We start from the raw sequence: 15,468 nt of genomic DNA, 5'->3' as shown, positions 1-15,468 counted from the left end.
TTCAGCAACGCTCCAGGCGTGACATCAGGGCCAGCAGCGTCTGCCGGTTGATCGGGTTCTGCACTTGGCGCAGCGCGTCGGGCGCGCATGCGCCTTCGATCAGCAGAATGCGCAGGCGGGAAAGCTGCGCCGCGTCGCGCGGAAGCCCCGGCGCCGCCGCAAGCGCCGCATCAACATCCGCTGCATCGCGGGGGCGGGACAGAGCGGGGGCCGCCGCTGGTTGGGGCTGGATTTCCGGTGGTATCGGCTCTGCCGCCTGCGCCGCCGCGACCGGGGCAGATGCCGCAGCTTCCGGCTGGGCGGCCGTCAGGGCCTCGCGTTGATCACGCAAGGTCGCGATCTCGGCGCGCAAGGTTTCGGCCTCTGATGCCAGTGCGTCCCGGGCGGACTGCTGTTCGCTGACAGCCTGCGCGACACGTTCACGCTCGGCCTGCAACTCCGCCAGGCTTTCGACCTCTTGCGACAATTCCCGCCGTTGTTCCGTGATCGTTTCGATCTCGTCGCGAAGATCTGCGAGTGTGTCTTCGCCCTCGGCTTGTTCAGCCTTCAGTTGTTCGATGCTGTCGGAAATCTGGGCGCTGGCACTTTGGGCGGCTTCGGTCTCGGACTGCAATGACTGACGTTCCTCGGACATCTGGGCCACTTGCTCTTCAAGCTCGCGCGCACGCTGGGTCATCTGATCCAGTTCCGCGCTGCGGCTGGCCAGTTCCTCATCCAGACGCGCAGAACTTGCTTGCTGATCCTGCAGCTTCTCGGCCAACTCGGTCTGCTGCGCGACGCTGCTTTCCAGATCCTGTTGTCGCGTCGTCATCTCTGCGATCCCGTCGCGAAGCTCGGTGCTTTGTGCATCAAGTCGGGCGATTTCCTCGCGGCGCTCCGCGATGGTCTGGGCAAGCGCATCGGCGTCGGCCAGTTGCTGTGCCGCGTCCTCGCCCTGTTCGGTCTGCGATTTCAGCGTGTCGCGGCGTTCGCTAAGTGACGCGACCTCGTCGCGCAGCCGCTGCGCCTGGCCTGTCAGTTCGTCCATCTCGCCTTGCCGCGTGGCGATGGACTGTTCAAGGTCCGCAAGCTTGGCGGTTCCGGCCTCAATAACGGTCAATTCCTGACGGCGTGCGGCGATGGTTTCCGCCAGACTGGCAGCAAGCTGCCTTTGGTCGGCGATCTCGCCACCCTCGGAAATTTCGGCCTGCAGCTCGTCCCGGCGCGTGGTCAGGCTTTCGATCTCGGCGCGCTGCTGGTCCGCCTGCTGCTGCAAATCCTGCAATGCGGCTTGGGCCGTCTGCTGCGCCGCCGTCACCTCGTCACGTTCCGTCGTCAGTTCTGCGATCTGCGTCCGCATTGCCTCGGCCTGCGCGGTCAGTTCGCCGAGCGTCGCTTTCTCAGCCTCGGCAGAGTTGCGTGCGGTGTCGATGTCGGCCTGCAGGCTCTCGCGCTCAGCGCCAAGCTTTTCGATCTCGGCGCGAACGCTGGTCGCCTGGGCGTTCAGCGCCTCGGCCTCCTCGCGCCGCGTCGCGATCGTCTGTTGCAGCGTCTCGGCTTCTTGCTGCAGCTGGTTCAGCTCTGCTGCAAGATTGTCGCGCTGCGTCTTCATGTCCTCGGTCTCGGCCATGCCAGACTGCAATTCCTGGCGCTTCGCTGCGGCGTCGTCGATCTGGCGCTGCAAGGCGTCCAGGTCGGCCTGTCGGGCAGACAGGGTTTCGGCCAGCGCCTCAACCGATGCCTGCTTCTTGGCGATTTCGGCGTCCAGCTGCTGCTGCTGTTCGTCCTGCGCGTCCGCCTGACCGATGCGCGCGTCCAGTTCCCCGCGCCGCGCGGTCAGATCGTCAATCTCGGACTGCAAGTCCTGCAATCTTGTTTCGGCCTCGGGAATATCCGCGTTCAGTTCGTCCAGCTTGGTCTGTGCTTGTTCCGAACGCGCTTCAAGCTGTGCGACCTCTGCATCCATCGTCGCGATGATCTGACGCAGGGCATGCGCGCGCTGCGTCTCGTCTTGCTGCGCGCGCGCCGGAGCAGGCGCCGAAATGGCAACCACAAGCAAAACGATTGCTGAACAAACTGACCAGATAAAACGTGCCACGGATTTCTCCTTGCAGTAATATCAAGGATGCTGATTCAGGACTTCTTGTCAACTTTTCAGCGAATTGAATCACAATAAACTGCGATTGATCCGGATCGGTCTTCGGTAATGCTTATCGAATTCGCCGAATGGTACAATCACACTTCGCGAAGGCCCCTGATTCGTTCCTTTTGTTAGCGTGGACGGTTGGAGGAAAAGCCTTTGCGGTACGCTCTGGGGGAGTTTTTCAATATTCCTAAGGGTTGCTTTTTATCTTTCAATGCAACTCAAGGATGTTTTGTTGATCCTTATCATTCCAAGATTCGGTGTGATTTCTTCTAAGCCTGCTCAGCGCTTTCTTGGATAGTTTTCGCCGCTTCGCGCGATTTAACTCCATCGCACAAATCTCTTGTCTTCGTTCCCACCTGCTGCCGCGATGTCAGGTCGGGGATTTCTGGAATGCGGATTGGTCTGATGGCGATTGACAATTCCGACTGATTAAGTCAGGAACCTTCTGGTCGCGAACAGAACTCAGCAGGCAATCATGAAAACCGCATTCAGAATCACATGGCTTGCCAGCGCAAGCGTTCTCGCCTTGTCGGCATCCGCCTTTGCACAAGAGGCGCAGCAGCCCATTGTTCTGGACGCGATCACGCTGACCGCGACGACGGATGTCAGTGTCCAGCCCGAGGGATATGTAAGTGAATACTCGCAGGCGGCCACCAAATCAGACACGCCGATAGCCGAGATGCAGCAATCCGTGTCCGTTGTCACGACGGATCAGGTCAAGGATCAGGGTGCAGAGAATCTGGGTCAGGCATTGGGCTATACGTCGGGTGTCCACGCACAGCCGTTCGGAATAGATCCGCGGTTCGACACGCCCTATATCCGCGGCTTCCGGGCCGACAACGCACAGTACGTGAACGGACTGCGCCAGGGGCGATATTTCGGCGCGATTGGCCAGGAACTCTATGGCATGCAGCAGATCGAGGTCTTGCGTGGGCCATCATCCTCGCTTTACGGAGCAGGCTCGCCACTTGGCGTGATCAATCAGGTGCAGAAGCGTGCCCAATCCTACGATTTCGGCGAAGCAGGTGTCGGCTATGACAGCAACCAAAGCAGGCAGTTGTTCTTCGATGTCAATCGCGCGCCCTCCGAAACGCTATCCTGGCGGCTTACCGGGATCGGCCGCGACGACAACACGCAGATCGATGACCTGACCAACAAGCGCGGCTATCTGGCAGGTGCGGTCCGGTGGTCGCCCGATGCCGCGACGACCATCGACATAATGGCGAACTACACCAAGGATTCGCCCCTGTCCCCGACAGGAGTCCCGTTCGCACTGACGCAAAGCGCGTATGGCGATTACCTGCGCGACCTGTACACGGGTCAGAAGGATTGGGACGACAGCGACCGAACATCGTCCAGCTTCAGCCTTGAACTGAGCCACGAGTTCGACAATGGCTGGAGGCTTAGTCAAGGGTTCCGCTATGAGAAGTTGGACTGGGACTATCGCAGTACCTACGCCATTGCGGTCACCGGGGCGGACACGTTCAGCCGGGGCTCCAGCCGCCAAGAAGAAGACAGCGAAACGATCAGCCTCGACACCCGCCTGTCGGGCGAGGCCACGACTGGTCAAGCCGTGCACAAGCTGTTGTTTGGCGTGGATGTTCGACAGTACGACGCCTATGAAAGCAGCCAGTTTGGCATCGCCAGCGATCTGAACTGGCGCGATCCAGACTATTATGCCGGTGGGCGCAGGTTCCCAGGCGATCCGAATGCGGGTGACTCGAAGCTGCGTCAGGTCGGTATCTATGCCCAGGACGAGGTCGAGTACGGGAACTGGCGCGGTTCCCTTGGCCTGCGCTATGACTGGGTGGAGCAGACCGGCGAACGTTACGGAAGCGTGTCCGAGTACAAGGACAACAAGGTAACCGGTCGCATCGGCCTTGGATATGTCATGGCCAATGGTCTTACGCCATATGCCAGCTATTCGACATCCTTCGATCCGCAGGCTGGGCAGGATATCGATGGAATCGCCTTGCGTCCGACCGAGGGCGAGCAGTGGGAGCTTGGGGTAAAATACCAGCCGACGGCGTTTGACGGGCTGATCACCGCGTCGCTGTATGATCTGCGCCAGAAGAATGTGAACAGGTCTGTGCTGGAAGGTGGGATCGCCGGCATCCGGCAGATCGGTGAGGTCAAGTCGCGTGGCCTTGAAATCGAGGCGACCGCCGAAATCGCAGATGCCTGGAAGCTGCGCGCCGGCTACGCCTACAACAAGACCGAGCAGGTCGCACCTGAGGGCGATCCGCTGAATGGCAACCAATTGGCCGACGCCCCGAACCATATCGCCAGTATCTGGCTTGATCGTGAATTTGCGAATGGCCTGCGTGTCGGGGGCGGTGTTCGCTACATCGGGGATCGCTTCATCGATGCGGCCAACTCGGCCGAACTGGACAGCGTGACCTTGGTGGATCTGGGCGCCGCCTACAGCCGCGACAATGTCGAGATGTCGTTGAACCTGACCAACGTCACCGATGAAGTCTATGTCAGTGCCTGCGGATTTTCATATTGCTCCTACGGCGAGGGGCGCACCGTCAGCGCAAAAGTCACTTACAAGTGGTGACCGGGCGGGCCGCAAAGTCCGGGCCTGATCGCCGTGCCATCCTGACCGCCGCCGGCCTGTGGCTGGCGGCGGCATCGTCGCTGCGGGCCTTGCCCTCGCAGCCGCGCCTTGCGGCGATCGACTGGGCGATGCTGGAGACCGCGATCCTGATCGGCCACATGCCCGTCGCGGCCTGCGAACTGATCCGCTATCGCGAGGATGCGATGCAGCCGAAGGTCCCGGCGAAGGTCGTCGATCTGGGGCTGCGTGGTGCGCCGAATTTCGAACTGCTGCAACTGACCCGCCCCGACCTGATCCTGACCTCGCCCTATTACATGCGCTATCAGGACCGGCTTGCATCGCTGGCGCCGGTGCTGAACCTGCCATTCTATGTTCCCGGCGAAGCGCCGCTGCCCAAGGCATTCGCGGCGGTTGATGCGCTGTCGGCAGCGGTCGGCGACCCGGATGCCGGCGGGCGGGCGACGGCACGGGCCGAGGCCGAGCTGGACGATCTGGCCGCGCGTCTTCGTGGCTTCTCGGATCGGCCTGTCGCTTTGGTCAATATCGGCGATGCCCGGCATCTGCGGGCCTTTGGCTTTGATAGCCTGTTCGGCAGCACTCTGAATCGCCTTGGCCTGCGCAATGCCTGGACCGAGGGCACCCGGTTCAGCTTTCTGGCGCCGGTTCCGATCGAGCGGCTTGCCACGATGCCCGAGGCGCGGCTGGTGGTTGTCGGCGATATCCCCGTCGCGGCGCACCGCGCCCTGAGGCGCAGCATCCTGTGGCAGGCGCTTCCCCCCGTCGTCGAGGGCCGGCTGTATCAATTGCCCGATGTGAATGCCTTTGGCGGCGTCCCGGCCGCCCTGCGTTTCGCCCGGTTGCTGGCAGGGGCATTCGCGTCCGGACCGATCGGCTGGTCATGAGGCCCGTGCTGCGCCTGTGGTTGCCGCTTGCGGTTGTCTTAAGCGTCGCGTTGTGGCTGGTGCTGGCCGCGCGGATGCTGCCGGTGGCGCAATGGCCCGCGCCGCCCTTCGATCCTCAGGTAATGAGCCTGGATCAGATCCTGATGGCTTTCGGCATGATGCCGCGCGGGGTGATCGCGCTGTTGGCAGGGGCTGCGCTGGGTCTGTCGGGGGCAATCCTTCAGGCCGTGCTGCGCAATCCGGTGGCCGATCCGACGACGCTGGGGATTTCGGCGGGGGCGCAGCTGGCGCTGGTGTTGGCCACGATCCTTGCGCCGGGTCTGCTGGCGTGGGGACGATGGCCGGTCGCGATGACCGGTGCCGGACTGGCGGCCGCGCTGGTTCTTGCCATCGGTGCAAGGCGGGGCTTCGCGCCGGTCACAATGGTGATCGCCGGGATGCTGGTCGGTATGACCGCCAGCGCCATCGCGACCGCGGTCACGCTGTCCCAGGGGCAGTATCTTCTGTCGCTGGTGATCTGGAATGGCGGATCTCTGGTCCAGCAGGACTGGTCGGGGGTACAGGCCTTGGCACTGGTCCTGGCGGCGGGCGGGATTGGCGCGGCGCTGCTGGCCCGGCCTCTGCGGGTGCTGTCGCTTGGCGTCGAAGGCGCGGGAGGTTTGGGCCTGAACGTGGCGGTGGTGCGTGTCACCGCGGTCGCGCTGGCCGCCTGGATCGCCGCCAGTGTCTCGGCCGAGTTGGGGCTGATCGCCTTTGTCGGGCTTGCCGCACCTGCCTTGGCGCGGACGGCGGGCGCGCGCGGGATCGAGCAATTTCTGGCGTTGTCGCCGCCGATCGGCGCGCTGATCCTGTCGGTCTGCGACGGGCTGGTGCTGGCCATCGCGGGGCAGGGCGGCGAGATGTTTCCCACCGGCGCCCTGACCGGCCTGATCGGCGGTCCGCTGCTGATCTGGCTTCTGCCACGTCTGCGCGGCTCGACCCCGCCCGGAACCGAGGCTGCCGAAGGACCGGCGCCACGCCTTGTGCGACCGGTGCGGTTGCTGGTCACGCTTGGCATCGGGCTGGTTCTGGCCGCGCTGATTTTGATCTGGATCGGCCGGGTGCCGGGGGGATGGGCGGTGCTGGACTGGGACAGTCTTCGCGCCTTCCTGCCGATGCGGGCGCCGCGGCTGATCGCCGCGGCCTCTGCCGGGGCGGCGCTGGCACTGGCCGGCGCGATCCTGCAGCGACTGACCGCGAACCCGCTGGCCTCGCCCGAGGTGCTGGGCGTGTCGGGCGGCGCGTCGCTTGGCTATGCGGCGGTGATCTTTCTTGCTGTCGCGCCGGGCGCAGCGCTGCTTGCGATTGGCACGATGGCGGGCGGCGCCGTCGCGCTGGCGCTGGTCGCGTCCTTCGTCAGTCGCCGCGACATGCCGGCCGAGCGGATCCTGCTGGCGGGGATCGCGGTGTCGGCGCTGGCTTCGGCGGTGCTGTCGGCGATGATGGCTGTGGGCGATGCGCGATCCTGGGCGATCCTGAACTGGCTCAGCGGGTCGTCCTCGGCGGTGACGATGCCGGCGGCGATGGCTCTGGCGGCGCTGGCCGCCACGGTGCTGGGGTTCACGCTGGCGGCGCGGCGCTGGCTTGGGGTGTTGCCGCTTGGTGCGGACGTCGCGGGCGGGCTTGGACTGCCGCTGCGTCGGGCGCGACTGATACTGATCCTTCTGGCGGGGGTGGCGACCGGCGCGGCGACCGTTCTGGTCGGCCCGCTATCCTTCGTCGGGCTAATGGCCCCGCATCTTGCCCGGCGTGTGGGTCTGGCCCGACCCCGGGATCATGTGACCGGGACGGCGCTGATCGGGGCCGCGCTGATGCTGGCGGCCGATTTCGGTGCCCGGATGGCCGGGTTTCCCTATGAACTGCCGCTTGGCCTGTTCGCGTCGCTGATCGGTGCGCCATGGCTGATCTGGCTGATGATGAGGTCCGTGCGATGAGCCTGTTCGCTATCGAAGATCTGGTCGTGGATGTTCCGGGCCGCCGACTTCTGGACGGGATTGCGCTTGACCTGCCCGCGGGCAGGGTGATCGCGCTGATCGGCCATAACGGATCGGGAAAGTCGACCCTGCTGAAGGTGCTGGCACGGCAGATCCCCGCCTCTGGCCGTGTCGCATTCGAAGGTCGCGCGCTTGGCGACTGGCATGCTCGCGACTATGCCCGCCGCCTGGCGTTTCTTCCCCAGACCACCCCACCGGCCGAGGGGATGCTGGTGCGCGAACTGGTCGCGCTTGGCCGCTATCCCTGGCATGGTGCGCTGGGGCGCTTCGGGCCGCGGGATCACGCGGCGGTCGCCGAGGCCATGGCCGAATGCGGGGTCGCGGCCTTTGCGGACCGGCTGGTGGACACCCTGTCTGGTGGCGAGCGGCAGCGGGTCTGGCTTGCGATGATGGTCGCGCAAGGGGCCGGGACGCTGCTTCTGGATGAACCGATCAGCGCGCTGGACATCGCCCATCAGGTCGAGGTGCTGGCATTGGTTCGTCGCATGTGCCATGCCGAAAACCGCAGCGCGGTGATCGTGCTGCACGAGGTGAACATGGCAGCCCGGTTCTGCGACCATGTCGTTGCCCTGAAGGGCGGACGTCTGGCGATGCAGGGCAGTCCCGCCGACCTGATGCGTCCTGCCACGCTGCAAGACATATACGGCCTGCCGATGCAGGTGCTGACCCGTGATGACGGCACCCCCATTGCCATTCCTGCCTGAGGATCCCGATGCTGCGCGAATTCTTTTCCTATTACCGCCCGTTCATGGGCCTGTTCTGGCTGGATTTCGGGTGCGCGGTCCTGTCGGGACTGCTGGAACTGGCCTTTCCGCTGGCGATCACCGGCTTCATCGACCATCTGCTGCCGCAGGGCGACTGGTCGCTGACCATCGCCGCTGCCGTCGGGTTGCTGCTGCTGTATGCGATCAATGCGGGCCTGCTGACGGTGGTGATCTACTGGGGGCACAAGCTGGGCATCAACATCGAGACCGAGATGCGGGCCCGCGCCTTCGACCACCTGACCCGGCTGTCATGGCGCTGGTATGACCGCGCCCGCACCGGCAAGCTGGTCGCCCGCGTGACCCGTGACCTGGAAGAGATCGGCGAGGTCGCCCATCACGGCCCCGAGGATGCCGTGGTCGCGATCATGACCTTTGTCGGGGCCTTCGCTTTGATGTTCTGGATCAACCCGCAGCTGGCGCTGATCGTCGCGCTGATCGTGCCGGCGATGCTGGCGCTGGTGATCATCTATGGTGGGCGGATGACGCGGACATGGCGCGCGATCTATTCGCGTGTCGGCGATTTCAATGTCCGCCTGGAAGAGGCGCTTGGCGGCGTGCGCGTTGTACAGGCGTTCGGCAATGAAAGCCATGAAAGCCATCTCTTTGCCGGTGACAACGCGCGTTACCGGCAGGCCAAGCTGGACGCCTATCGGGTTATGGCGGCGTCGTCGGCCTTGCAATATATGGGCCTGCGGCTGGTGCAGGTGGTCGTGATGGTCGTGGGCGCCGGTTTCGTGCTGTCAGGCAGCCTGTCCACCGGGGGCTTTGTCGGCTTTCTGTTGCTGGTGGGTGTATTCTACCGTCCGCTGGAAAAGATCGCCGCCGTGATCGAAACCTATCCGCGTGGCATCGCCGGGTTCCGCCGCTATCAGGAACTGCTGGCCACCGATCCCGAAATCGCCGATGCGCCCGAAGCGACCGAGGCACCCGTGCTGCGCGGCGATATCCACTTTGACCGGGTGGGTTTCGCCTATGATCAGGGCCGCCCGATCCTGCAGGGCATCGACCTGACCGTTCGCGCCGGCGAGACGGTCGCCTTTGTCGGCCATTCCGGTGCCGGCAAGACGACCCTGCTGGCCTTGTTGCCGCGCTTCTACGAGCCGACCGAGGGGCGCATCATCGTGGACGGGATGCCGCTGGATCGGATGCGGCTGAACAGCCTGCGGCGTCAGATCGGGCTGGTCAGCCAGGATGTCTTCCTGTTCGGCGGCACGCTGCGCGAGAACATCGCCTACGGCCGCCTCGGCGCCAGCGAAGACGAGATATGCAAGGCCGCTGCACAGGCGCAGCTGACGTCGCTGATCGCGTCCCTGCCCGAAGGGCTGGACACGATTGTCGGCGAACGCGGCGTGATGCTGTCGGGCGGTCAGAAACAGCGCGTCGCCATCGCGCGCGCCTTCCTGAAGAACCCGCCGATCCTGATCCTGGACGAGGCGACCAGCGCGCTGGACAGCCAGACCGAACGCGAAATCCAGACGGCGCTGGATGCGCTGGCGGTCGGGCGCACGACGCTGATCATCGCGCATCGACTGGGCACGATCCGCAACGCCGACCGGATCGTGGTCATGCAAGACGGTCGCATCGCCGAGGTTGGAAGCCACGCCCAGCTTCTGTCGCAGGGCGGTATTTATGCGACTCTGGCGGCCTGATCGCGCGGCGTTCGCCGCCTAGAAATCCCAGTCCTCGTCTTCGGTGGCAACCGCCTTTCCGATCACATAGGACGACCCCGATCCCGAGAAGAAATCATGGTTCTCGCTGTCGGGGGACAGGGCGGCAAGGATTGCCGGATTGACCTCGCAGGCGGCAGGCGGAAACAGCGCCTCATAGCCCAGATTCTGCAGCGCCTTGTTGGCGTTGTAGTGCAGGAAGGCCTTCACATCCTCGGTCAGCCCGATCCCGTCATACAGCTCGGCCGTGTACTTGGCTTCGATGTCATAGAGATCGAAGATCAGCGAGAAGGCAAAATCCTTCAGCGCAGCGCGCTTGGCCTCGTCCAGTTTCTCAAGACCGCGCTGGTATTTGTAACCGATGTAGTAGCCGTGCACCGCCTCGTCACGGATGATCAGCCGGATCAGATCCGCGGTGTTGGTCAGCTTGGCGCGGCTTGACCAGTACATCGGCAGATAGAAACCGGAATAGAAAAGGAAGCTTTCCAGAAATACGCTGGCGATCTTGCGCCGCATCGGATCGGCGTCGGCCCTGTATTCCTCAAGGACCAGCCGGGCCTTGTGTTGCAGATGCGGGTTTTCCTCGGACCAGCGGAACGCCTCGTCGACCTCTTTCGTGGAACACAGGGTCGAGAAGATCGACGAATAGGACCGCGCATGAACGGCCTCCATGAAGGCAATGTTGGACAGCACCGCCTCTTCGTGGGGGGTGATCGCGTCGGGCATCATCGCCGGCGCGCCGACGCCGTTCTGCAGCGTGTCCAGCAGGGTCAGCCCGGTGAAGACCCGGATGGTCAGTTGCCGTTCCTCGGGGCGCAATGTCGCCCAGCTTGGCACGTCGTTTGACAGCGGCACCTTTTCGGGCAGCCAGAAATTCACCGTCAGCCGGTTCCAGACCTCCAGATCCTTCTCGTCCTCCAGCCGGTTCCAGTTGATCGCCTTGGCCACACTCGTCACCATGTCCCGCATCGCGCCCATTCCCTTCTTCTTTGTCCAGATACCCCGCGGGGTCCGGGGCTGCGAAAACCCCGGTCATCGCCTGCCTAAAGCGTGCAGGACACGCAGCCCTGCACCTCGGTGCCTTCCAGCGCGGTTTGCCGCAGCCGGATGTAGTAGATCGTCTTGATGCCCTTCTTCCACGCATGGATCTGGGCGCGGTTGATGTCGCGGGTCGTCGCCTCGGCGGGGAAGAACAGGGTCAGGGACAGGCCCTGATCGACATGCTCGGTCGCTGCTGCATAGGTGTCGATGATCGCCTCTGGGCCGATCTCATAGGCGTCGCGGTAATAGTCCAGATTCTCGTTCGACATATAGGCGGCCGGGTAATAGACGCGGCCGATCTTGCCCTCCTTGCGGATCTCGATCTTGCTGACGATGGGGTGGATCGAGCTGGTCGAGTTGTTGATATAGCTGATCGACCCGGTCGGCGGCACGGCCTGCAGGTTGCGGTTGTAAAGACCGTGTTCCATCACCTGAAGCTTCAGCGCGGCCCAGTCGTCGCGTGTGGGCAGGGTGATGCCGTCAAAGACGCGGGCCACATCGGGCAGGCCGGGCAGCCAGTCCCGGTCGGTGTATTTGTCGAAGAAGCTGCCATCGGCATAGGTCGATTTCTCGAACCCCTTGAAGGTTGCGCCCTTTTCACGCGCCAGTAGCATCGAGGCGCGGATCGCGTGATAGGCGATTGCAGCGAAATAGACGCTGGTGAATTCGACGCCTTCCGGGCTGCCGTAATGGATATGCTCGCGCGCCAGAAACCCGTGCAGGTTCATCTGCCCCAAACCCACGGCATGCGCCTCGTCGTTGCCCTTGCGGATCGAGGGGACGGAATCGATGGCCGACATTTCCGACACGGCGGTCAGGGCGCGGATCGCGGCCTCGACAGTGGCACCGAAATCGGGCCCGTCCATGGTCTTGGCGATGTTCAGCGATCCCAGGTTGCAGGAAATATCGGTGCCCATATGTGCATAGCTGAGATCGTCGTTGAACTGCGACGCCTCGTTCACCTGCAGGATTTCGGAACACAGGTTCGACATGGTGATGCGTCCGTCGATCGGGTTGGCGCGGTTCACAGTGTCCTCGAACATGATATAGGGATAGCCGCTTTCGAATTGGATCTCGGCCAGCGTCTGGAAGAATTCGCGGGCATTGATCTTCTTCTTGCGGATGCGCTTGTCATCGACCATCTCGGCATATTTCTCGGTCACGGAAATGTCCGAGAAGGGCACGCCATAGACCCGCTGGATGTCGTGGGGCGAGAACAGGTACATATCCTCGTTTCGCTTGGCCAGATCGAAGGTGATGTCGGGGATCACCACGCCAAGCGACAGCGTCTTGATGCGGATCTTTTCGTCCGCGTTCTCGCGCTTGGTATCCAGAAAGCGCAGGATGTCGGGGTGATGGGCGTTCAGATAGACCGCCCCCGCGCCCTGCCGCGCCCCCAGCTGGTTGGCATAGCTGAAGCTGTCCTCCAGCAGTTTCATCACCGGGATGACGCCCGAGGACTGGTTCTCGATGCCTTTGATCGGTGCGCCGGATTCGCGGATATTGGTCAGCATCAGGGCGACCCCACCCCCGCGCTTGGACAATTGCAGCGAGGAATTGATGGCCCGACCGATCGATTCCATATTGTCCTCGATCCGCAGAAGGAAACAGGAGATCAGCTCACCCCGCGATTTCTTGCCCGCGTTCAGAAAGGTCGGCGTGGCGGGCTGGAAACGGCCCGACAGCATCTCATCCATGAAACGCAGGGCCAGCGCCTCGTCGCCGCGCGCCAGAGCCAGGGCGACCATCACGACCCGATCCTCGTAACGCTCAAGATAGCGATGGCCGTCGCGGGTCTTCAGCGTGTAGCTGGTATAGTATTTGAACGCGCCAAGGAATGTCGGAAAGCGGAATTTTCGCGCATAGGCGGCGTCCCATATCTCGCGCTGGAAGTTCCGGGAATACTGGTCCAGCACGGCGGCCTCGTAATAGCCCTCATCGACCAGATAGCGCAGCTTTTCATCCAGATTGTGGAAGAAGACCGTGTTCTGGTTCACATGCTGCAGGAAATACTGGCGCGCGGCCATGCGGTCGGCGTCGAACCGGATCCGGCCATCCGCATCATACAGGTTCAGCATCGCGTTCAGCGCGTGATAGTCGAGATCCGGTTTTATGGCGTCAAGCATTCCAGCCCCATCAATTTTGCAAGCCCCGACCGCACGCGGGCCAGATCGGTTTCGGTTCCCGCCAGTTCAAAGCGATACAGCACCGGAACATGGCATTTTTCAGAGATGACGCGGGCCGCCAGCGCGAAGGTCGCGCCGAAATTGCGATTTCCCGCGCCGATGACGCCGCGCAACCCGGCGCGACGATCTGGATCGTTCAGATAGCGGATCACCTGCTTGGGGACCGCGCCCCGACCCATGCCGTCGGCATAGGTCGGGCAGATCAGCACGTGGTCCGCGGCGGGGCGGGGCATCGGCTCGTCCGGACGGATCGGAATGCGATCCGCCGCAAGCCCCAGCGCCGCGACGAACCGCGCCGTGTTGCCCGAGGCCGAGGAAAAATAGACCAGACCCGCCATGACCCGCTCAGGCCAGGCGACCGATCATGTCGGGCCGGAAGCCCGCCCAGTGATCCTCGCCCGCGACCACCACCGGCACCTGCCGATAGCCAAGCGCGGTCACGCGCTGCATCGCATCCTCGTCCTGGGTCAGGTCGATAATGCTGTAATCCAGGCCCCGCGCGTCCAGCGCACGGGTGGTGGCGGTGCATTGCACGCAGGCAGGTTTGGAATAAACGGTGATGGTCATGGCCTCTGCTCCTGTCGTTTGGGCGGCAGAGGGCGCGGAATGGCCCTGCGCATGATCCTGCGAAGGCGCCACGCCGCCGGACCCACCGCCCGGTGTCGTCGTCGTTGCCATGGCAGGTCTCCTGGCTTGCGGTGTCTTGCGCGGCTGGCCTTCCCGGAACGCTCCAGTGGCATGTTCAGCCGTGCACACCGCTTACAGTTGCGGGGGCAGCGCCGGATCTTCACCGGCTTCCCTTTTCACCCTGACCCGAGTCAGCGGCACCATAGCCACATCATTTAGGCATATTGGGTTAAGGGGCGTCAATATGTGGTGTTGGATGCCGCGAAGATTTCTTCAGTCGTCCACGACATTCAGGATCTTCGGCAGTGCCGGGCAGGGCAGCAACTGGTTTCTGGCCACGTCAGCCAGGGAATGATTGTGCAGGAACACATAGACATGGGCTGACAGGCTTTCCCACAACCGGTTCGACAGGGTCTGCGCCCGCGATCCGGATATGCCGCCCGACGCACCTGCGCCGACGTGCATGGCGCTGACGGTCTCATCGACCGCCTCAAGGATTTCCGAGACGCGGATGGCTTCCGGCGCGCGGGCCAGCCTGTAGCCGCCGCCCGGTCCCCGGACAGACGCCACAAGTTCGGCGCGGCGCAGGCGCACGAACAACTGCTCCAGATAGGGTAGCGAGATATCCTGACGCTTCGAGATTTCGGCCAGCGATGTCAGTTCACCCTGCTTGGCGATGGCCAGATCGGTCAGCGCGATGATCGCGTAGCGGCCCTTGGTCGACAGTTTCATCGCACATCCCCCTGTCTGCGCATCTCGCGTCGCATTGACGGGCGGCGCGTGGCTGCGCTATGCCGCCGAGGCCCGTTTCTTGCGTAATCGGCGCCAGCTTCCCAGATCAAATGGTCTAGAAGCCTGACGCGACCTCGTCAAGCAACCAACAAGCTGTGAAGGACGACGATGCCAGAGCTTATTTTTCCCGGTCCAGAAGGCCGCCTTGAAGGCCGCTATCACCCCCAGCCGGGCAAGCCCGACGCCCCCATCGCCATCGTCCTGCACCCCCATCCCCAATATGGCGGCACGATGAACAATCGCGTGGTGTATAATCTGCACTACGCGTTCCACAATATGGGTTTCACGGTGATGCGGTTCAATTTCCGCGGTGTGGGACGCAGCCAGGGAGAGTTCGATCAGGGTGTGGGCGAACTGTCCGATGCCGCCTCGGCGCTGGATTACCTGCAGGCGATGAACCCAAATTCGAAGCATTGCTGGGTCGCCGGTTTCAGCTTCGGCGCGTGGATCGGGATGCAGTTGCTGATGCGCCGCCCCGAGATCACCGGCTTCATCAGCGTATCGCCGCCCGCCAACATGTATGATTTCAGCTTCCTTGCGCCCTGCCCAAGCTCGGGGCTGATCGTCAACGGAACTGCCGATCGCGTCGCGCCGCCAAAGGATACGCATTCGCTGGTCTCCAAGCTGCGCGAACAGAAGGGCATCACCATCACCCACGAGGAAATCGACGGGGCGGACCATTTCTTCCGCGACGACGAGGCGCATATGAAGCCTATGATCGGCATGGTTCAGAATTATGTCCGGCGGCGGCTGACCGAAAGCACGCGCTGA

At 63.3% G+C, this 15,468-nt stretch carries 12 protein-coding genes and 1 riboswitch; of the genes, 6 read left to right on the top strand and 6 right to left on the bottom strand.

What is annotated here, in order from left to right:
- Position 1 precedes the first annotated feature (1 nt).
- Complete coding sequence (locus tag MU516_RS08730) at positions 2-2,077, bottom strand: hypothetical protein (RefSeq protein WP_260276841.1); 2,076 nt, start codon at positions 2,075-2,077, stop codon at positions 2-4.
- Positions 2,078-2,600: 523 nt separating this feature from the next.
- Here MU516_RS08730 and MU516_RS08725 point away from each other — a divergent pair.
- The 5 genes from MU516_RS08725 to MU516_RS08705 are packed head-to-tail and all read left to right on the top strand — an operon-like array spanning position 2,601 to position 10,033.
- Positions 2,601-4,685, top strand: a complete 2,085-nt coding sequence (locus MU516_RS08725; RefSeq protein ID WP_260276839.1) for a TonB-dependent siderophore receptor — start codon at positions 2,601-2,603, stop codon at positions 4,683-4,685.
- Positions 4,682-5,587: an iron-siderophore ABC transporter substrate-binding protein gene (locus MU516_RS08720; protein ID WP_425606842.1), complete on the top strand. Its 906-nt coding sequence runs from the start codon at positions 4,682-4,684 to the stop codon at positions 5,585-5,587. Before MU516_RS08725 ends, MU516_RS08720 begins: the two co-directional genes overlap by 4 nt.
- Complete coding sequence (fhuB, locus tag MU516_RS08715) at positions 5,584-7,560, top strand: Fe(3+)-hydroxamate ABC transporter permease FhuB (protein ID WP_260276836.1); 1,977 nt, start codon at positions 5,584-5,586, stop codon at positions 7,558-7,560. The genes MU516_RS08720 and fhuB overlap by 4 nt, the downstream gene beginning before the upstream one ends.
- Entirely contained in the window at positions 7,557-8,324 is a 768-nt protein-coding gene (locus MU516_RS08710; RefSeq protein WP_260276834.1) for an ABC transporter ATP-binding protein, read from the top strand. Before fhuB ends, MU516_RS08710 begins: the two co-directional genes overlap by 4 nt.
- Before the next feature lie 8 nt (positions 8,325-8,332).
- On the top strand, positions 8,333-10,033 hold the full coding sequence (locus tag MU516_RS08705; RefSeq protein ID WP_260276832.1) for an ABC transporter ATP-binding protein: 1,701 nt from the start codon (positions 8,333-8,335) through the stop codon (positions 10,031-10,033).
- Positions 10,034-10,051: 18 nt separating this feature from the next.
- Here MU516_RS08705 and nrdF read toward each other — a convergent pair whose 3' ends face one another.
- From nrdF to iscR, 5 genes are all read right to left on the bottom strand, one after another.
- Positions 10,052-11,029 (bottom strand): class 1b ribonucleoside-diphosphate reductase subunit beta, encoded by a 978-nt coding sequence (gene nrdF, locus MU516_RS08700; RefSeq protein ID WP_425606835.1) that lies wholly within the window; start codon positions 11,027-11,029, stop codon positions 10,052-10,054.
- Between the two features lie 65 nt (positions 11,030-11,094).
- Positions 11,095-13,218 (bottom strand): class 1b ribonucleoside-diphosphate reductase subunit alpha, encoded by a 2,124-nt coding sequence (nrdE, locus tag MU516_RS08695; protein ID WP_260276830.1) that lies wholly within the window; start codon positions 13,216-13,218, stop codon positions 11,095-11,097.
- Entirely contained in the window at positions 13,203-13,616 is a 414-nt protein-coding gene (nrdI, locus tag MU516_RS08690) for a class Ib ribonucleoside-diphosphate reductase assembly flavoprotein NrdI (RefSeq protein ID WP_209055431.1), read from the bottom strand. Before nrdI ends, nrdE begins: the two co-directional genes overlap by 16 nt.
- A gap of 7 nt (positions 13,617-13,623) precedes the next feature.
- A complete protein-coding gene (gene nrdH, locus MU516_RS08685) occupies positions 13,624-13,845 on the bottom strand; it encodes a glutaredoxin-like protein NrdH (protein WP_209055642.1) in 222 nt (73 codons plus the stop codon).
- Positions 13,846-13,939: 94 nt separating this feature from the next.
- Positions 13,940-14,125, bottom strand: a riboswitch (cobalamin riboswitch).
- Positions 14,126-14,178: 53 nt separating this feature from the next.
- Positions 14,179-14,637, bottom strand: coding sequence for a Fe-S cluster assembly transcriptional regulator IscR (iscR, locus tag MU516_RS08680; RefSeq protein ID WP_260276827.1), 459 nt, complete (start codon positions 14,635-14,637; stop codon positions 14,179-14,181).
- 168 nt (positions 14,638-14,805) lie between these two features.
- Here iscR and MU516_RS08675 point away from each other — a divergent pair, with 168 nt between their 5' ends.
- A complete protein-coding gene (locus MU516_RS08675) occupies positions 14,806-15,468 on the top strand; it encodes an alpha/beta hydrolase (protein WP_260276825.1) in 663 nt (220 codons plus the stop codon).

It is taken from the genome of Paracoccus maritimus (assembly GCF_025195095.1).
GTDB classification, from domain to species: Bacteria; Pseudomonadota; Alphaproteobacteria; order Rhodobacterales; family Rhodobacteraceae; genus Paracoccus; species Paracoccus maritimus.
The sequence above is the reverse complement of the archived record's forward strand: the minus strand, read 5'-3'. Positions and strand labels throughout refer to the sequence as shown.